Here is a 17,885-nt window from a genome sequence, read left to right on the forward strand (position 1 = left end):
ATCAAAAAGACGATCGAGTACGCGAAGGAAATCAATCCGCATACGATTCAGGTGTCGCTCGCCGCGCCCTATCCGGGCACGACGCTCTACAAGCAGGCCGTGGAAAACGGCTGGATGGAAGAGAACAAGACCATCAACCTGGTGAGCAAGGAAGGGGTGCAGCTCGCGGCGATCGGCTACGCGCATCTGTCGCGCGACGAGATCTATCACCACCTCGAGCAGTTCTATCGGCAGTTCTATTTCCGGCCGTCGAAGATCTGGGAGATCGTGCGCGAGATGCTCACGAGCTGGGACATGATGAAGCGGCGTCTGCGCGAAGGCGTGGAGTTCTTCCGCTTCCTGCGCGCACACGAGGCATGATGGACCGCTCGTCTCACGATGCGCGCGCGCTCATCTTCACCGCCGACGACTTTGGCCTGCACGAGCGGGTCAATGCGGCGGTGGAGCGTGCGCATCGCGAGGGCGTGCTCGACTGCGCGAGCCTGATGGTGGCCGCGCCCGCCGCGGCAGATGCCGTGGCGCGGGCGCGCCGCACGCCGGGTTTGCGCGTGGGGCTGCATCTGGTGCTGGCCGATGGCGCGGCGATGCTGCCGCGCGCGCAGATTCCCGCGCTCGTCGATGCGCGAGGGCGTTTCGGCGACAACATGGTCCGCGACGGCGTGCGTTTCTTCTTCCTGCCGCACGTGCGCAGGCAGCTCGCGAAGGAGATACGCGCGCAGTTCGACGCGTTCGCGGCGACCGGGCTCGCGCTCGATCACGTGAACACGCACAAACATTTTCATCTGCATCCCACGGTGCTCGCGCTGATCCTCGAGATCGGCCGCGACTATGGTTTGCGCGCGATGCGTCTGCCGCTCGAGGCAGGCGCGCCGTTCGCGCTCAAGCCCTGGCTCGCGCTCGTGCGCGCGCGGCTCGCGCGTGCGGGCGTCGCGCACAACGACTACGTGGTCGGCATCGCGAAGACGGGCGCAATGGACGAAGCCGCCGTGCTCGACGCGCTCGCGCATCTGCCCGCGCAGGGCGTGGGCGAGATCTACTGCCACCCGGCGCTCGCCGATGAAGCGCACGACGGGCCCATCACGCCGTCGATGCAGACGTATCGCCACGCCGACGAATTCGGCGCGCTGATCTCGCCGCGCGTGGCCGCCGCGCTCGCGCAAGCGGGCGTGCGCCGGGGCGGCTTCACCGACGTGTTCTTCGGCGCCGCTTCAGGCTCCGACCCCGCCGCGTCGCGCGGCCCCGAGGTGCAGGTGTCATGAAGTGGCTGAAATGGCTGGGCCTGCCGGTCGGGATCGCCATCCTGATCGGTCTCGTCGTCCATAACGGCGCGCACGACGTGCTGCGCGTGATTGGCACGGCTGGCCCCATGCTGCTCTGGCTCGTGCCGTTCCACGCGCTGCCGCTCCTGCTCGACGCTCATGCGTGGCGCCTCCTGCTCGACAAGCGCGCACCGCTCAGCTTCCTCTGGTGGACCGCGACCGTGCGCGAGGCCGTGAACCGGCTGCTGCCCGTGGTCGGCGTGGGCGGCGAACTCGTCGGCATTCGCCTCGCGCGCTGGAAGGTGCGCAATGCGAGCGAAGTCACGGCTTCGGTGATCGTCGAGGTGTTCGTGACGATCGCCGTGCAATACGCGTTCTCGGCGCTCGGCGTCGTGCTGATCGTTGCCGCAACCGGCGACGGCGGTTCGCTGCGCACCATCATCGCGATCTCACTCGCGCTCGTGCTCTCGGCGCCGCTGCCGGTGCTCGCCGTGTTCCTGCTGCGTCGCGGTGGCGTTTTCCATGCGATCGAACGCTGGGCCGCGCGGCTGCTCGGCACCGAGAATCCGCTCATGCTCGGCCTCGACGGCAAGCAGCTCGACGCCGATCTCGACGCGCTGATGTCGCGCACGGGCCTCATGTTTCGCGCTTTCTTCTGGCAGCTTGGCGGCTACATGCTCGGCGCGTTCGAGACGTGGTGGGCGCTCGCGCTGCTCGGCCATCCGGTGACGGTCGGCGACGCGCTCGCCATCGAGGCCATCACCCAGGCCGTGCGCCATGCCGCCTTCATGGTGCCCGCCGGCCTCGGCGTGCAGGAAGTCGCCGTGGTGCTGCTCGCCCAGCTCTTTGGCGTGAGCCAGGACGTGGCGTTCTCGCTCGCGCTCGTCAAGCGCATGCGCGAAGTGGTGTTTGGCGTGCTCGCGCTGCTTTCGTGGCAGGCCGCGGAAATCGTCCGCACGCGTCGCGCGGTGCGCCACGGTGTGCAGTCCGCCGCTCAGCCTGCCGATGCGCTGCCCGCCGTGGCGAGCGTGTCCGCAAGTGCGAGCCGCCCGAAGCGGGACTCACAGCACGACCCGGTCCATTGACGGTACATTGTGGGCATGTCGATGCGCGCCGGATCGGCGCGCGTAGACGCAAGCCCATGTTGATGCGTTAGCAAGGACATGAAGCCCACGTTTTCACTCACGCGTTCGCTCGCGCTCGCGTGCGCCGCCACGGCGGCGTTCACGCTTTCCGGCTGCGACGATCGCCAGTTCGATGCCATGCTCGACACCATCCGGCAGGGATTCAAGGCGTTCTTCGATTCCGTGAAGCCCGACGCGCTGCTGCTCAAGGGCCTCACGCCCGGCGTTTCCACGCTCGAGCAGGTGCGCGAGCAAATGGGCAAGCCCGAGACCGAGCGCGTGTTCGACGACGGCTCGCGCCGCCTCGAATATCCGCGCGGCCCGCAGGGCCTCAAGACCTGGATGGTCGACATCGGTCCGAACGGGCGGCTCGTGGCCATTACTCAGGCGCTCACGGCGGAAAACTTCGCGAAGATCCGTGTCGGCATGAGTGAGGACGAGGTCCGGCGTTTGCTCGGTAAACCCGGGCAGGTGGCCGGCTACCGCTTGAAGAAGGAGACGGTGTGGAGCTGGAAGTGGCTGGAAGGGGGCGTGACGCCCGAAGCGTATTTCAACGTGCATTTCGGACCGGACGGGCGCGTCACGACGACCTCGCGCTCGGACGTGATCCGCGGTCGCTGACTCGGTCGACGCAGTTGACCCACGACCACGCAAGGAGGCGCGCATGATGAACCGTCGACGGCCCAAGCGTGTGGGACTCGTGCTCGGCGGCGGCGCCGCGCGCGGCTGGGCGCATATCGGTGCGATTCGTGCGCTCGAGGAAGCGGGCATCAAGCCCGACGTGGTGTGCGGCACGTCGATTGGCGCGCTGGTCGGCGCCGTGTACGCGAACGGCGATCTCGACTGGCTCGAGGACTGGGTGGGCAAGCTCACCTGGCAGACCGTGGTGCGCTTGCTCGACTTGCGTTTTTCGGGCGGACTGCTCGGCGGGCGCAAGGTGATCGACCTGTTTGCGCACCAGTTCAACGGCCGCTCGATCGATGACCTGCGGCTGCCGTTCACGGCGGTCGCCACCGAACTCGACACGGGGCGCGAGGTCTGGCTGCGCGAAGGCGGCGTGGTGGACGCCGTGCGCGCTTCGATCGCGATTCCCGGCATCTTTACGCCGATCTGGCATGACGGCGTGTGGCTCGTGGATGGCGGTCTGAGCAACCCGGTGCCGGTGTCCGCCGCGCGCGCGATGCGCGCGGACACCGTGATCGCCATCGACCTCAATCACGACATTCTCAACGGCCGCGACCTGGGCGGCGCGATCGACACGATGCCGCGCGAGCTGCCCGTGGAGGCGAGCGACGCGGCGACGGCGGCATCGGCTGCCGGGGCCGACAGCGGCGGCGCCAATGGCGCTGAAAACAGCGAAGCGGCGCCTGAACCGCTCCTGCGCCGCAACGGCAAGCGCTTCCCGCGCTGGCTGCAGCCTGCAGGCCCCGGCGCGGCTGGCGGGCCGGACGTGCGGGTGGCGCCGCCGCCTAGCACGCGTGTGCCTTCGGTGTTGAGCTCGGTGGCCCAGAGCATCGACATCATGCAGGTGCGCATTACGCGCAGCCGCCTTGCCGGCGAGCCCGCCGACGTGCTGATCCAGCCGCGCCTGGGCGGCATGGGGATCTTCGACTTTCATCGCGCCTCGCCCGCCATCGAGGAAGGGCGGGCGGCCGTGCAGTACATGATGCCGGCCATCAAGGCGCAGCTAGGGTTGGACTAGGGCGCTCTCGTGCGCTGCTGGCTACAGATCCAGAATGCCGGCGACGGCGAATTTCGCCGCCTCCAGTTCCCCGGCTGTCGCCGTTTCTCCGTTGTGCCGCCAGACTCTGCCCGCGAGCGTTAGCGTGGTGATCTGGTCGGCCATCGCGACGCAGGGTCCGGCAAGGCCGCTGATGGGGATTTCCGACTCCCCCCGTGAATGGTGCTGGTGATGGGCAGCCCGACGAAGCGGCTCGTGAGTGCGTTGAACTCGGCGTCGGTGAGGACGAGGGCAGGGCGATAGCCGTCCTGCTCGCTGCCTGCGCCCGGCCCGACATTGAGCCAGAGGATGTCGCCTGCTTCTGGTGTTCCGTTCTTCATGCGTTCCTTACCATGGGTCGAAACGCGTGGGGTCATCGGGTCCGCCGATTTCGGTCCCTTGCGGCTGGCCGAAGTCGATGAGCGGGTGCGGCTCGCGCTTCCTCTCGCGCAACTGCTGCAAATAGCGCTCACGCGAGAAGCGCCGGCGTTTCGCGGCGCATGTACGCAGATCAAGGAATGCTGTCCCTCTCCTCAATCCACCGCCGCGAGCCACACCCAGCCGTGCTGCATGCGGCGTAGCGCCGTCACGGAAAGCGGCGCGATTTCGATCGAGCGAAAACCCGACGACGGCGCGCCCAGCGCGTGAAGAATCGACGCCCGGATCACGCTCGCGTGCGTGAAGGCGATCAGGTTGTGTCCCGAATCGGGCACCCCATCGAGCCAGGCGCCGACGCGCGTGCGGACATCGTCGAACGATTCGCCGCCGGCCGGCGGTCTGAAGCCTGGATCGCGTGTCCAGGCCGCAAGGGCTTCGGGCGCTTCACGCGCGAGATCCGCCAGGCGCTTGCCTTGCCACGCGCCGAAGGCGGTTTCGGCGAGCGCGTCACTCGGCGTTGCTCCTGCGAAGCCTGCCGCGCGTGCGCTCGCGCGGGCGATCGCGGCGGGACTCGTGAGCGCGCGCGGCGCCTCGCCGTTGCGATTGCCACCGGCCAGCCGCGCGTGCCAGCGCTCGCGCCATGCGGCAAGCGCCTCGAGTGCGCGCGCGTCGAGCGCTTCTTCGGCGTGATCGCCCGCTACAGGCGCTTGCGGGAACGTGCCCGAGCGCAGCGCGGCGTTCGCCGCATGGCTCACCAGCCAGACTGTCGTCGGCATGCTTTTCCTTATGCTTCACTACTCTGTGGCTGACCTATCCAGGTGACATTCGGGCCGCGGCCAGCCGTCGCAGCGCGTAGAATACAGGCTCCACGACACGCGGAAGCCGGTGCAAGTCCGGCGCGGTCGCGCCACTGTAACTGGTTGCCGTCGATTGAGTCGAAGCAACGGAAGTCAGACCTGCGCGTCGTGAACCACTCTTTCAACGACTAGCGGGGCGCGTAACCCCAGGAGAAGTCAGCATGTCCGAAACCACATTCCCCTTGCAGCACGCACCGGCCGCGCCGGCGCCCATTCCGCTGCGAGAGATCCTGCCCTGGGCGATCTTCGCGGGCCTGATGCTCCTGCTGGCCCTGTACTTCGTGGGCGCCGAGGAAGGCGCCACCTCGATCGTTCCGGGCATGTACGTCCACGAATTCGTTCACGACGGCCGCCATCTGCTCGGCTTTCCCTGCCACTGACCGGGAGCCGAATATGGTTGGCAAGTTGCTGGTACGCGGCATGCTCGCAGGCATCGCCGCGGGACTCCTCACGTTCGGCTTCGCGAAGATCGCGGGCGAGCCGCAGGTCGATCAGGCGATTTCTTTCGAAGAGAAAGCCGACGCAGCGAAGGGTGAGGCACCCGAGCCCGAGATCGTGAGCCGCAAGACTCAGGCGAGCATCGGTCTCTTCACGGGCGTGATGGTCTATGGCGCGTCGATCGGCGGGCTCTTTGCGCTCGTCTTCGCGTATGCGAACGGTCGCGTGGGGCGTCTTTCGCCGCGCGCGCTCTCGGCCTGGCTCGCGCTCGCGGCGTTCGTCGCGATCTACCTCGTGCCGAACATCAAGTATCCGGCGAATCCGCCCTCGGTCGGCGACCCGGAGACAATCGGCTATCGAACCGGGCTCTTTTTCCTGATGATCGCGATCTCGATCGCCGTGTCGGTGTTCTCGCTCAAGGTGCGCGCCGCGTTCGTGCCGCGCCTTGGCGTCTGGAACGCTTCGATCGTGGCGCTCGTGCTGTTCGTCGTCGTGATCGGCGCGATCCAGCTCGCGCTGCCGACGATCAACGAGGTGCCCGCCGCCTTCCCGGCCGTGCTGCTGTGGAAGTTCCGCACGGTGTCGATCGGCATGCAGGTCATCCTCTGGACTACGATCGGCCTGCTGTTTGGCGCGCTCGCCGAAAAGCTGACTGGTGCGAACGCCCGTGCGGGCGGCGCACGCGGCACGCAAACGCGCGCCGCTTAAGCTCCGCCGGGGTCGCCGGGGCGCATGCCGCGCGCCTATCGAAAAAGCGACCCCAAACTTGCGTAATTGCCCCGCGCGCCTCGCGTGCCGGGGCATTTTTTTTCGCCTTTCAAAAGCATCGCGCCCGCGGCTGCGTGGGCCCGATCCGCACGCATCCGTGCGCCGCGCCGCAATGCTGCACTGCAATATCCGCCCCGCGCGAGTTTGAGCAATCCATTTTGCACTGAGACGATCCGCGCCAGTTCATCGGTTTCCACGGCGCTCAGGTGCCGCGCGAGGCCGCCCGAAACGACAAAACGAATTTGTTCCGGAGACGCGCGTGATCCTTTACGGCTTTGGCCCGGTGCTGCTCGCCGGCACGATCCAGACCATCGAGCTTTCGCTGCTCTCGCTCGGCGTGGCGGTGCTGCTCGGCCTGGCCGGCGCGGCGGCCAAGCTCTCGTTCAACCGGCCGCTCGCGGCCGTGGCGACCGCCTACACGACGCTGATCCGCTCGGTGCCCGACCTCGTGCTGATGCTGCTGCTCTTCTACAGCATCCAGATCGGCGTGAACGAGGCCACCGACGCGCTCGGCATGGCGCAGATCGACATCGATCCGTTCGTGGCCGGCGTCGTCACACTCGGCTTCATCTACGGCGCGTATTTCACCGAAACCTTTCGCGGCGCGTTTCTCGCGGTGCCGCGCGGCCAGCTCGAAGCGGGCCATGCCTACGGCATGAGCGGCGCGCGCGTGTTCGCCCGCATCCTCTTTCCGCAGATGATGCGTTTTGCGCTGCCCGGCATCGGCAACAACTGGCAGGTGCTCGTCAAGGCGACGGCGCTCGTCTCGATCATCGGTCTCGCCGATGTCGTGAAGGCCGCCCAGGACGCGGGCCGCAGCACCTTCAACCTGTTCTTCTTCCTCGTGATTGCGGCGCTAATCTATCTCGCGATCACCACGCTCTCGAACTTCGCGCTCGTCTGGCTCGAACGCCGTTATTCGGTGGGCGTGCGTCACGCGCAACTCTGAGGAAAAGGCCGTCATGAACGAAATCATTCAGCAATTCGGCCGCGCGTTCCTCTACTGGGACGGCGAGCATGTCTCCGGCCTCGCGATGACGCTGTGGCTGCTCGTGATCTCTGTCGCCTTCGGCTTCGTGTGCGCGGTGCCGCTCGCCGTGGCGCGCGTCTCGAGCCGCCGCTGGCTCTCGCTGCCGGTGCGCTTCTACACCTACGTGTTTCGCGGCACGCCGCTTTACGTGCAGTTGCTGCTCATCTACACGGGCGTGTACAGTCTCGCGTTCATCCGTTCGGAGCCGCTGCTCGACGCGTTCTTCCGCAGCGGCCTGAACTGCGCGGTGCTCGCGTTCGCGCTCAACACCTGTGCGTACACGACGGAGATTTTCGCGGGTGCGATTCGCGCTACCTCCCACGGCGAAGTGGAAGCGGCGCGCGCCTACGGCATGAGCCCGTTCACGATGTACTGGCGCGTGGTCCTGCCTTCGGCGCTGCGCCGCGCGCTGCCGCTGTACAGTAACGAGGTGATCCTGATGCTGCACGCGACCACGGTGGCCTTCACCGCGACGGTGCCCGATATCCTCAAGGTCGCGCGCGACGCCAACTCGGCGACCTACCGCTCGTTCGAGTCGTTCGGCCTCGCGGCGCTGATCTACTGTGCGGTATCGTTCGTGCTGGTGGCCGCGTTCCGCCGCGCCGAAAAACGCTGGCTCGGCCATCTCGCCGTGCGCACCCGCTGATTCATCGCAAACTGGAGACCATCTTGGCTCAGACGCAATCCTCAGATAGCAAGCTCGTCGCGCGCGACATCCACAAGCGCTACGGCGACAACGAGGTGCTCAAAGGCGTCTCGCTCGACGCGAAGAAGGGCGACGTGATCAGCATCATCGGCGCGAGCGGCTCGGGCAAGAGCACCTTCCTGCGCTGCATCAATTTCCTCGAGAGGCCGAACGCGGGCGAGATCGTCGTCGACGGCGAGGCGGTGCGCACGAAGGCGGGCCGCAACGGCGACCTGGACGTGGCCGATCACAAGCAATTGCAGCGCATTCGCACCAAGCTCGCGATGGTGTTCCAGCACTTCAATCTCTGGTCGCACATGAACGTGCTCGAGAACGTGATGGAAGCGCCCCTGCACGTGCTGGGCGTGCCGCGCAAGGAAGCCGAGGACCGCGCGCGGCAGTATCTGGAGAAAGTGGGTCTCGCGCCTCGCGTGGAGAAGCAATATCCCTCGCATCTTTCGGGCGGTCAGCAGCAGCGCGTGGCGATCGCGCGCGCGCTCGCCATGCATCCCGACGTGATGCTGTTCGACGAGCCCACCTCCGCGCTCGACCCCGAACTCGTGGGCGAAGTGCTCAAGGTGATGCAAAAGCTAGCCGAAGAGGGCCGCACGATGATCGTCGTCACCCACGAAATGGGCTTTGCGCGCAACGTCTCGAATCATGTGATGTTCCTGCACCAGGGGCGCACGGAGGAAGAGGGCACGCCCGGCGATGTGCTCGGCGCGCCGAAGAGCGATCGTCTGCGCCAGTTCCTCTCGGGCAGCCTCAAGTAAGCGGCGCGGTTCGCATCGCGCTTTCGTTTTATTGCCTTCGATGGTTCGTCAAGCCGTTCCTCCTTCTGCTTCCGTTCCTGCCGCGCCCGGCGGCCAGGCGCCGCTCGCGCGCGCCGGCCGCACGACCCAGGTGGCGATCGTCGCGCTGCCGCCCGTTTCGATGTCGGGCGTGGGCCCGATTGTCGACGCGCTCAATCTCGCCAACGAGATCGACGGCCGCGCGCTGTACCGCTGGCAGATGTGCTCGTGGAACGGCCGCCCCGTGCCGCTCGCGGGCGGCGCGCAGTGGCCTGCCGACTGCGCGTTCGGCGACGCCGTTGCGGCCGACTGGCTCATCGTCGTCACCGAGCGCTACCAGCAGTTCGCCGACTACCGGCTCTTTCTCGCGAGCCTCGCGCGCGTGGGGCAGCGCACGCCGCTCGTCACGGGCATTCACCACGGCATCTGGTGGCTCGCGATGGCGGGGCAGTTGCAGGGTTACCGCGTGGCCGCGAACTGGGAGACGTTCCAGCAGTTCGCCGAGCAGTTCGAGCGCACTATCGTCACGCAGCACATCTACGAAATCGACCGCGACCGCGCGACTTGCGCGGGCGGCCAGGCCACGCTCGACTTCATGCTCGCGATGATCGGCCGCGACCATGGCCCGGAACTCGCCGAGCGCATTGCCGACGCGCTCGGCGCAAGCACGCTGCGCAGCGGCGACGAGCGCCAGCGTATTCCGTTCGTGACCGCGCCCGGCGAGCGGCACCCGCGCCTGAACGACGCGCTCAAGCTGATGGAGGCGAATATCGAGGACCCGCTCACGACCGACGAGATCGCGAATCTCGTGGGCGTGTCGCGGCGGCAGCTCGAGCGGCTCTTTCGCCAGTACCTCGGCGCGATGCCATCGAAGTACTACCTGGGCCTGCGTCTCGCCAAGGCACGCTCGCAGTTGCAGCGCACCAGCAAGTCGGTGGTGCAGATCAGTCTCGCGTGCGGGTTTTCTTCGGCGGCGCATTTTTCGAATGCGTACCGCGAGCGCTTCGGCGTGACGCCGCGCGAGGACCGTCGCAACTGGATCGAGCGCCAGCACGGCGGGGCCGCCGCCGAGCCGCGCGCGGGCGCGCTCGTCGAGCCGCCGGAAGTTCAGTGAACCTGGCCGCGGCGCAGCAAGCGCCCGCACCTTGCAGGTTCCATACGAAAAAACGCGTCGCGCCTGCGCAAGACGTTTGCGCCGAGCTTGCCTACACTGCACAAGCTACCTGAGCGAAAGGGCACGGCCCCAACGCACACCGACCCCGAATTCGACACGCACTGAGTAATAGAGGAATCGCCATGAACGACCAGACTGTGAGCCGCAAGACCTTCGACGAAGTGATGGTGCCGTGTTTCGCGCCCGCGCCGTTCGTGCCGGATCGCGGGGAAGGCTCGCGCGTGTGGGATACCGAGGGCCGCGATTACATCGACTTCGCCTGCGGCATCGCCGTGACCTCGCTCGGCCATGCGCACCCGGAGTTGCTGCGCGTGCTCGAGGAGCAGGGCAGCAAACTCTGGCACATCGGCAACGGCTACACCAACGAGCCGGTGCTGCGTCTCGCGCGCCAGCTCGAAGCGCTCACGTTCGCCGACCGCGCGTTCTTCGCGAACTCGGGCGCGGAGGCCAATGAGGCGGCGCTCAAGCTCGCGCGCCGCGTCGCGTTCGATCGGCACGGCGCCGACAAGTTCGAGATCATCTCGTTCACCCAGTCGTTCCACGGCCGCACGTTCTTCACCGTGAGCGTGGGCGGCCAGCCCAAGTATTCGGAAGGCTTCGGCCCCGTGCCGGGTGGCATCACGCACTTGGAGTACAACGATATCGAAGCGGCGAAGCGCGCCATCGGCGCGCAGACCTGCGCCGTGATCGTCGAGCCGGTGCAGGGCGAGGGCGGTGTGATTCCCGCCGATCCCGCGTTCCTGCGCGCACTGCGCGAAGCGTGCGATGCGCACGGCGCGCTGCTGATTTTCGACGAAGTGCAAACGGGCGTGGGCCGCACGGGCCACTTCTACGCTTACGAAGATACGGGCGTCACGCCCGACATCCTCACGACGGCCAAGGCGCTCGGCAACGGCTTCCCGATCGGCGCGATGCTCACGACCGAAGCGATTGCGGCGCACTTCAAGGTGGGCGTGCATGGCACGACCTATGGCGGCAATCCGCTGGGCGCCGCGATTGCGGGCAAGGTGGTCGAGCTGGTGAGCGATCCGGCGCTGCTGGCGGGCGTGCGCGCGCGCGGCGAAGCGATTCGCGCCAAGCTCGCGAAGCTCAACGAGCGTTTCGACATGTTCAAGGAAGTGCGCGGCAAGGGGCTTCTGATCGGCGCCGAACTGAATGCGCGCTTTGCGGGCCGCGCCAAGGACTTCAACGGGGCGGCCGCGAATCGCGGCGTGATGATGCTGATTGCGGGGCCGGACGTGCTGCGCTTCGCGCCCTCGCTGATCATTCCCGAAGCGGACCTCGACGAAGGCTTTGCGCGCTTCGAGCAGGCCTGCGCAGATGTGATCGACGCACGCTAAATCGTAACCCAGCCGCAACCCAGCGCACACACAGGACCGACGATGCTATTCGTTCGCCCCGCCAGGCTTTCCGATCTCGACGCGATCGCCCACATGGCGCACACCGCGCAGCCGGTGCTGCATTCGCTGCCGCACGACCGCGCGGCGCTGGAAGCGCGCATCGCGCTTTCAGAGGATTCGTTTCGCGCGGACGTGGACTTCCCCGGTGAGGAGTTCTATCTGTTCGTGCTCGAAGATTCCGCCACGGGGAGGCTCGTCGGCACCTCGAGCATCGTCGCGGCGGCCGGCTACGCCGAGCCGTTCTACGCGTTTCGCAACGACGCGCTCATTCACGCATCGCGCGAACTGCACGTGAACCGCAAGATTCATGCGCTCACGATGTCGCACGAACTCACGGGCAAGAGCCGCCTCGCGGGCTTCTACATCGAGCCCTCGCTGCGCGGCGACGCGGCCGCGCATCTCATGTCGCGCGCACGCATGATGTACGTCGCGATGAACCGCCGGCGCTTCACGCCCGAAGTGTTCTCGCTGCTGCTCGGCGTGACCGACGACACGGGCGCCTCGCCCTTCTGGGAGGCCGTGGGGCGCAAGTTCTTCGGGCGCGATTTCAAGGACATCGAACTGGCCTCGGGCGGACGCAGCCGCACCTTCATCGCCGAGGTCATGCCGGCTTATCCGCTCTATGTGCCGCTGCTGCCGGAGCCGGCTCAGCGCGTGCTCGGCGAGCCCGATCCGAGCGCCTTGCTCGCTTACGAGATCCATCTGGAAGAAGGCTTCGAGCCGGATCGTTACGTCGATATTTTCGACGCGGGCCCGGTGCTGACTGCGCAGGTGGACCGCACGGCCTCGGTCGCCGGCAACGAGACGCGCACGGTGCGCGAAGTGGCGCTCGCAACGAACCAGGAAGGCGCGGCGTATCTGGTCGCGAGCCAGCACGCGGGCGAGTTCCGCTGCGTGCTCGCGACGCTGCCCGAAAGCGAGAAGGGCGCGGGCATCATCGCGCCGCTCGACGCGAGCGCGCGCGCCGCGCTCGGCGTGCAGGACGGCGAGCCGGTGCGCTGTGCGCCGCTGTATCGCGCCACCCCGCAAACAGAGGATGCCTATATGGGAGACGCACAATGATCGTGGTACGCGTCGTGCAAACGGGCGACGTGGACGCACTCGTCTCGCTCGCTCAGGAAACGGGCCCCGGCCTGACCACCTTCAAGCCCGATCGCGAGGCGCTCAAGGCGCGCATCGAGCGCGCGCGGCGCACGCTGGCGGGCGAGGCCGAGCTGCGCGAAGCCGGCTACTTCTTCGTGATGGAAGACACGGCCACGGGCGACGTGGCCGGCGTATGCGGCATCGAATCGGCCGTGGGACTGGAGCAGCCGTTCTACAACTACCGCGTGAGCACGGTCGTGCACGCGAGCCAGGAGCTTGGCATCTGGACGCGCATGCGCGCGCTCAATATCTCGCACGATCTCACGGGCTATGCCGAGGTGTGCTCGCTCTTTCTTTCGCCGCGCTATCGCACGGGCGGAATGGGCAGCCTGCTTTCGCGATCGCGCTTCATGTTCATCGCGCAGTTTCGCGAGCGCTTTCCCGAGCGCCTGTGCGCGGAATTGCGCGGCCATTTCGACGCGCAAGGCACGTCGCCGTTCTGGCGTGCGGTCGGTTCGCACTTCTACCAGATCGATTTCAACGCTGCCGACTACCTCAGCTCGCATGGGCGCAAGTCGTTCCTCGCAGAACTGATGCCGCGTTATCCGGTGTACGTGGAGCTGCTGCCCGAGGAAGCGCAGGCTTGTGTCGGCCTCACGCATGCCGACACGATTCCGGCGCGCCGCATGCTCGAAGCCGAGGGGCTGCGCTACGAGAATCACGTCGATATCTTCGATGCGGGCCCGGTGCTCGAATGCCATATCGGCGACCTGCGCACGGTGCGCGAGAGCGTGGTCGTGCCGGTCGAGATCGGTGAGGCGCATGCCGAAGCGGGCGTGCGCTCACTCGTATCCAATACGTCGCCTGGCGATTTCCGCGTGGGATTCGCGCCGGGCGTCGTGCACGACGGCGTGTTCACGCTGAGCGCCAGGGAAGCGGCGGCGCTGAACGTCGCGGCGGGCGATCCGGTGCGTGTGCTCGGCCCCGCAGCGAAGGCAAAACTGCAATAAAACCGCATGGGACCGGAGTAGGTGCTAAAGCACCCACTCCGGATCGACAAAGGATGACCATGAACGAGCTTTACATCGATGGACAATGGTGCGCGGCCTCGGGCCCCGCGTTCGCTTCGCGCAACCCCGGCACGGGCGAGACCGTGTGGAGCGGCAATGCCGCGAGCGCCGAAGATGTCGATCGCGCCGTGAACGCCGCGCGCCGCGCGTTCGCCGCGTGGGCGCAAACGCCACTTGAAGCGCGCTGCGAAATCGTGAAGCGCTTCGCCGCGCTCGTCACCGAAAAGAAGGAAACGCTCGCCCAGGCCATTGGCCGCGAGACCGGCAAGCCGCTCTGGGAAGCGCGCACCGAAGCGGCGTCGATGGCCGCCAAGGTTGCGATCTCGATCACCGCCTACGGCGAGCGCACCGGCGAGAAGCGCGCGCCGATGGCCGACGGCGTGGCGGTGCTGCGCCATCGCCCGCACGGCGTCGTCGCGGTGTTCGGTCCGTACAACTTCCCGGGCCATCTGCCCAACGGCCATATCGTGCCGGCGCTGATCGCGGGCAACGCTGTCGTGTTCAAGCCTTCGGAACTCGCTCCGGAAGTGGCGCGCGTCACGGCCGAGCTTTGGCGCGAAGCCGGCTTGCCCGCGGGCGTGCTCAACCTCGTGCAGGGCGAGCGCGACACCGGCATTGCGCTTGCGAATCACAAACAGATCGACGGACTCTTTTTCACGGGCAGCTCGGACACGGGCACGCTGCTGCATCGCCAGTTCGGTGGCCGGCCCGAGATCGTACTCGCGCTGGAGATGGGTGGCAACAATCCGCTCGTCGTCGCGCCGGTCGAGGATATCGATGCCGCCGTGCATCACGCGATCCAGTCGGCGTTTCTTTCGGCGGGGCAGCGCTGCACGTGCGCGCGCCGCATTCTCGTGCCCGCAGACGCATTCGGCGAGCGCTTCCTTGCGCGCTTCGTCGAAGTGAGTGCGCGCATTACGGTGGGTGAGTACGATGCCGAGCCGCAGCCCTTTATGGGCACCGTGATTTCGGCGCGCGCGGCGGGCAAGCTGATGAGCGCGCAGGCGCAGTTGCTCGAGCGCGGCGCACGCGCCTTGCTGCCGATGGAGCAACGCGACCCGGCGCTCGGCTTCGTGACGCCGGCGATTCTCGACGTGACGGGCGTGGCCGACCTGCCCGACGAGGAGCACTTCGGGCCGCTCGCGCAGGTGATCCGCTACGCGGGTTTCGACGACGCCATTGCGCAAGCCAACAACACGGCGTACGGCCTCTCGGCGGGCCTGCTCGCCGACGACGAAGCGCTGTGGCAGCGCTTCACGCGCGAGATCCGCGCGGGCGTGGTGAACTGGAACCGGCCGACCAACGGTGCGTCGAGCGGCGCGCCGTTCGGCGGCGCGGGGCGCTCGGGCAACCACCGGCCGAGCGCGTTCTACGCCGCCGACTACTGCGCCTACCCGATGGCCTCGGTCGAAAGCGCGCAACTGCAGATGCCCGCGAGCGTTTCGCCGGGTCTTCACTTCTAAGGAACGACGATGCAAACCCTTGAAGCCAACTTCGACGGACTCGTCGGCCCCACGCACAACTACGCCGGGCTGTCGTTCGGCAACGTCGCCTCGCAGAGCAACGAGAAGTCCGTCGCGAACCCGCGCGCCGCGGCGCAGCAGGGCTTGCGCAAAATGAAGCGGCTCGCCGACCTCGGTTTCGCGCAAGGCGTGCTGCCGCCGCAGGAGCGGCCGTCCATCCGGCTGCTGCGCGAGCTGGGCTTTGGCGGTAAGGATGCCGAAGCGATTGCGTGCGCCGCGAAGGACGCGCCCGAACTGCTCGCCGCGGCAAGCTCCGCGTCGGCCATGTGGACCGCGAATGCGGCCACGGTGAGCCCTTCGGCGGATACGCCCAACCGGCGTGTGCATTTCACGCCCGCGAACCTGTGCAGCAAGCTGCATCGCGCGATCGAGCACGAGGCCACGCGCCGCACGCTCGCCACGGTGTTCGCGGACCCGTCGCACTTCGTCGTGCACGAGGCGCTGCCGGGCACGCCCGCGCTCGGCGACGAAGGCGCGGCCAACCATACGCGTTTTAGCGCGCAGTACGGCGAGCGCGGCGTGGAATTTTTCGTGTACGGGCGCAGCGAATACCGCCGTGGACCGGAGCCCAAGCGCTTCCCGGCGCGGCAGACGTTCGAGGCGAGCCGCGCCATTGCGCAGCGCCACGGCCTCACCGATGCCGGCACCGTGTTCGCGCAGCAGAATCCGGACGTGATCGACGCCGGTGTGTTCCATAACGACGTGATCGCCGTGGGCAACCGCAGCACGCTGTTTTGCCACGAGCGCGCGTTCGCCGACCAGAAAGCGGTCTACGACGAACTGCGCACGAAGCTCGCGGCGCACGACGCGCCGTTCCACGTGATCGAAGTGCCCGAAGCGCGCGTGAGCGTGGCCGACGCGGTGTCGTCCTATCTTTTCAACAGCCAGCTGCTGAGCCGCGCGGACGGCACGCAGATTCTCGTCGTGCCGCAGGAAAGCCGCGAGAATCCGCACGTGGCGATCTACCTCGACGAACTGGTCGCGAGCAGCGGGCCGGTGGACGAGGTGCTCGTGTTCGACCTGCGCGAGAGCATGAAGAACGGCGGCGGACCGGCGTGCCTGCGTCTGCGCGTGGTGCTCAGCGAGGAAGAACGCGCGGCGACGGCGCCTGGCGTGTGGATGAACGACGCGCTCTTCACGCGCCTCGACGGCTGGATCGAGCGGCACTATCGCGACCGGCTCGCGCCGCAGGATCTGACCGATCCGACGCTGCTCGTCGAGTCGCGTACGGCGCTCGACGAACTCACGCAGATTCTCGGCCTCGGATCGCTCTATGACTTCCAGCGCTGATACCCCGCTCGAGGACTTTCTCGCGTACACGCTCGCGGGCGCGCGCCCAGCCATGCCCGAGGCGGCGCGCGGCGAATGCGCGGGCGGCGTGCGCTGGCAATGGCTCGACGAGGGCGTACTGGAGCTGGAACCGGCACACGTCGACGACACGACGCGCAGCGTGCTGGTTTCGGCGGGCGTGCACGGCGACGAGACCGCGCCGATCGAGCTGCTCTCGCAACTCGTGGCCGACATCGCGGCGGGCCGCGCGCCGCTCGCCTGCCGCGTGCTCGCGGTGCTCGGCAATGCCGGCGCGATGCGCGCCGGCGAGCGCTATCTCGACGACGATCTCAACCGCCTGTTCGGCGGCCGCCATGCGCGTGCGCCAGCGAGCCGCGAGGCGCCGCGCGCCGTGGCGCTCGAAGCGGCGGCGCAGCGCTTCTTCGCGAAGGCCGCGAGTTCTGCCGATGCGCCCTTCGCGCGCTGGCACCTCGACATGCATACGGCGATCCGCGCTTCGGCGTTCGAGCAGTTCGCGCTGCTGCCGCACACGGGCGAGCCGCCCGCGCGCGCGATGCTCGAATGGCTCGCCGACGCGCACATCGCGGCCGTGCTGATCCACACCGAGAAGGGCGCGACCTTGTCGTCGTTCACGGCCGAGACGTGCGGCGCGCTCGCCTGCACGCTCGAACTTGGCAAGGTGCGTCCGTTCGGCCAGAACGACCTGGCGCGCTTCGCCGGTGCCGATGCCGCCGTGCGCCGTCTCGTGGCGGGGGAAATGTCGCTGCCAAAGGGCGCGCAAATGCCGCGCATCTTCACGGTGATCGGCCAGATCACGAAGCAGAGCGCGGCACTCAAGCTCAACGTGGCCGCCGACGTACCCAACTTCACCCCGTTCCCGCGCGGCGAGGTGCTGGCGGAAGACGGCGCGTACCGCTACGTCGTGCAGCACGACGAGGAGCGCATCGTGTTTCCGAATCCGGGCGTGAAGCCGGGCCTGCGCGCGGGCCTGCTCGTCGTCGACACGACCCGGGAGACGCTCGCCGCGCTCGCTTGAGCGCTAGCCGCAAGCGCACGCGCTTTCACGCGCTTGCGCATCCACGACACCCGTTTGCAGGTTCGAACGCATCGCGTCCGCCCGCCGCCGCGCGCGGACGCGCCATGCGCCGCTTGCCGCCCGCGCGGCGGGGCGCCGGCGCCATCGCGGTACAATCGCGCCCTCGCGGTTGCTGCGGCGCACCACACACGGTGCGCGCGCTTGAGCCGTGTTTTTGGCGCAGCGATCCTGTGCCGGCGCCGGGAAGGCGTTTTTTAGC

Annotated in this window: 19 protein-coding genes and 1 pseudogene; 17 read left to right on the plus strand and 3 right to left on the minus strand. The window is 67.6% G+C overall.

Features of this window, described 5'->3' with window-relative positions; translation table 11 throughout:
• The 5 genes and pseudogenes from A3CW_RS46690 to A3CW_RS0117705 all read left to right on the plus strand — a co-directional run.
• A pseudogene (locus A3CW_RS46690) lies at positions 1–360 on the plus strand (hopanoid biosynthesis associated radical SAM protein HpnJ); the annotation flags it as partial.
• The gene (hpnK, locus tag A3CW_RS0117690) at positions 360–1,259 is read left to right on the plus strand and encodes a hopanoid biosynthesis-associated protein HpnK (protein WP_028204755.1); all 900 of its coding nucleotides are present in this window, start codon (positions 360–362) and stop codon (positions 1,257–1,259) included. The pseudogene A3CW_RS46690 and the gene hpnK, both read left to right, overlap by 1 nt.
• Positions 1,256–2,344: a lysylphosphatidylglycerol synthase domain-containing protein gene (locus tag A3CW_RS0117695; protein WP_028204756.1), complete on the plus strand. Its 1,089-nt coding sequence runs from the start codon at positions 1,256–1,258 to the stop codon at positions 2,342–2,344. Before hpnK ends, A3CW_RS0117695 begins: the two co-directional genes overlap by 4 nt.
• 78 nt (positions 2,345–2,422) lie before the next feature.
• Positions 2,423–3,004 (plus strand): hypothetical protein, encoded by a 582-nt coding sequence (locus A3CW_RS0117700; protein WP_028204757.1) that lies wholly within the window; start codon positions 2,423–2,425, stop codon positions 3,002–3,004.
• Between the two features lie 43 nt (positions 3,005–3,047).
• Positions 3,048–4,085 (plus strand): patatin-like phospholipase family protein, encoded by a 1,038-nt coding sequence (locus A3CW_RS0117705; RefSeq protein WP_028204758.1) that lies wholly within the window; start codon positions 3,048–3,050, stop codon positions 4,083–4,085.
• Between the two features lie 21 nt (positions 4,086–4,106).
• Here A3CW_RS0117705 and A3CW_RS54315 read toward each other — a convergent pair whose 3' ends face one another.
• The 3 genes from A3CW_RS54315 to A3CW_RS0117715 form a co-directional block, all read right to left on the minus strand.
• Entirely contained in the window at positions 4,107–4,229 is a 123-nt protein-coding gene (locus A3CW_RS54315) for a hypothetical protein (RefSeq protein ID WP_281175130.1), read from the minus strand.
• Positions 4,205–4,480 (minus strand): type II toxin-antitoxin system PemK/MazF family toxin, encoded by a 276-nt coding sequence (locus A3CW_RS51050; RefSeq protein ID WP_322787960.1) that lies wholly within the window; start codon positions 4,478–4,480, stop codon positions 4,205–4,207. The genes A3CW_RS54315 and A3CW_RS51050 overlap by 25 nt, the downstream gene beginning before the upstream one ends.
• Positions 4,481–4,636: 156 nt before the next feature.
• Positions 4,637–5,257, minus strand: coding sequence for a histidine phosphatase family protein (locus tag A3CW_RS0117715; protein WP_028204759.1), 621 nt, complete (start codon positions 5,255–5,257; stop codon positions 4,637–4,639).
• 242 nt (positions 5,258–5,499) lie between these two features.
• On the opposite strand from A3CW_RS0117715, the gene A3CW_RS0117720 reads away from it, so the two are divergent.
• The 12 genes from A3CW_RS0117720 to astE all read left to right on the plus strand — a co-directional run bounded on the left by A3CW_RS0117720 (position 5,500) and on the right by astE (position 17,626).
• Positions 5,500–5,718 (plus strand): CbtB domain-containing protein, encoded by a 219-nt coding sequence (locus A3CW_RS0117720; protein ID WP_028204760.1) that lies wholly within the window; start codon positions 5,500–5,502, stop codon positions 5,716–5,718.
• Positions 5,719–5,731: 13 nt separating this feature from the next.
• On the plus strand, positions 5,732–6,484 hold the full coding sequence (locus A3CW_RS0117725) for a CbtA family protein (RefSeq protein WP_028204761.1): 753 nt from the start codon (positions 5,732–5,734) through the stop codon (positions 6,482–6,484).
• 319 nt (positions 6,485–6,803) lie between these two features.
• The gene (locus tag A3CW_RS0117730) at positions 6,804–7,493 is read left to right on the plus strand and encodes an ABC transporter permease (protein WP_028204762.1); all 690 of its coding nucleotides are present in this window, start codon (positions 6,804–6,806) and stop codon (positions 7,491–7,493) included.
• A gap of 13 nt (positions 7,494–7,506) precedes the next feature.
• Positions 7,507–8,220 (plus strand): ABC transporter permease, encoded by a 714-nt coding sequence (locus tag A3CW_RS0117735; protein ID WP_028204763.1) that lies wholly within the window; start codon positions 7,507–7,509, stop codon positions 8,218–8,220.
• A gap of 20 nt (positions 8,221–8,240) precedes the next feature.
• On the plus strand, positions 8,241–9,032 hold the full coding sequence (locus A3CW_RS0117740) for an ABC transporter ATP-binding protein (RefSeq protein WP_035513236.1): 792 nt from the start codon (positions 8,241–8,243) through the stop codon (positions 9,030–9,032).
• Positions 9,033–9,192: 160 nt separating this feature from the next.
• Positions 9,193–10,164, plus strand: coding sequence for a GlxA family transcriptional regulator (locus tag A3CW_RS46695; protein WP_245623685.1), 972 nt, complete (start codon positions 9,193–9,195; stop codon positions 10,162–10,164).
• 182 nt (positions 10,165–10,346) lie between these two features.
• Positions 10,347–11,564 (plus strand): aspartate aminotransferase family protein, encoded by a 1,218-nt coding sequence (locus tag A3CW_RS0117750; protein ID WP_028204765.1) that lies wholly within the window; start codon positions 10,347–10,349, stop codon positions 11,562–11,564.
• Positions 11,565–11,606: 42 nt separating this feature from the next.
• Positions 11,607–12,686 (plus strand): arginine/ornithine succinyltransferase subunit alpha, encoded by a 1,080-nt coding sequence (gene aruF / locus A3CW_RS0117755; RefSeq protein WP_028204766.1) that lies wholly within the window; start codon positions 11,607–11,609, stop codon positions 12,684–12,686.
• Positions 12,683–13,717 carry an arginine N-succinyltransferase gene (gene astA, locus A3CW_RS0117760; RefSeq protein WP_028204767.1) on the plus strand — a complete coding sequence of 345 codons (1,035 nt, stop codon included), beginning with the start codon at positions 12,683–12,685 and terminating at the stop codon, positions 13,715–13,717. The genes aruF and astA overlap by 4 nt, the downstream gene beginning before the upstream one ends.
• A 59-nt stretch (positions 13,718–13,776) precedes the next feature.
• On the plus strand, positions 13,777–15,240 hold the full coding sequence (astD, locus tag A3CW_RS0117765) for a succinylglutamate-semialdehyde dehydrogenase (RefSeq protein ID WP_028204768.1): 1,464 nt from the start codon (positions 13,777–13,779) through the stop codon (positions 15,238–15,240).
• Between the two features lie 9 nt (positions 15,241–15,249).
• Positions 15,250–16,590: an N-succinylarginine dihydrolase gene (gene astB, locus A3CW_RS0117770; RefSeq protein WP_028204769.1), complete on the plus strand. Its 1,341-nt coding sequence runs from the start codon at positions 15,250–15,252 to the stop codon at positions 16,588–16,590.
• Positions 16,574–17,626 (plus strand): succinylglutamate desuccinylase, encoded by a 1,053-nt coding sequence (gene astE, locus A3CW_RS0117775; RefSeq protein ID WP_028204770.1) that lies wholly within the window; start codon positions 16,574–16,576, stop codon positions 17,624–17,626. Before astB ends, astE begins: the two co-directional genes overlap by 17 nt.
• Positions 17,627–17,885: the final 259 nt, after the last annotated feature.

The organism is Paraburkholderia nodosa DSM 21604 (assembly GCF_000519185.1).
GTDB classification, from domain to species: Bacteria; Pseudomonadota; Gammaproteobacteria; order Burkholderiales; family Burkholderiaceae; genus Paraburkholderia; species Paraburkholderia nodosa.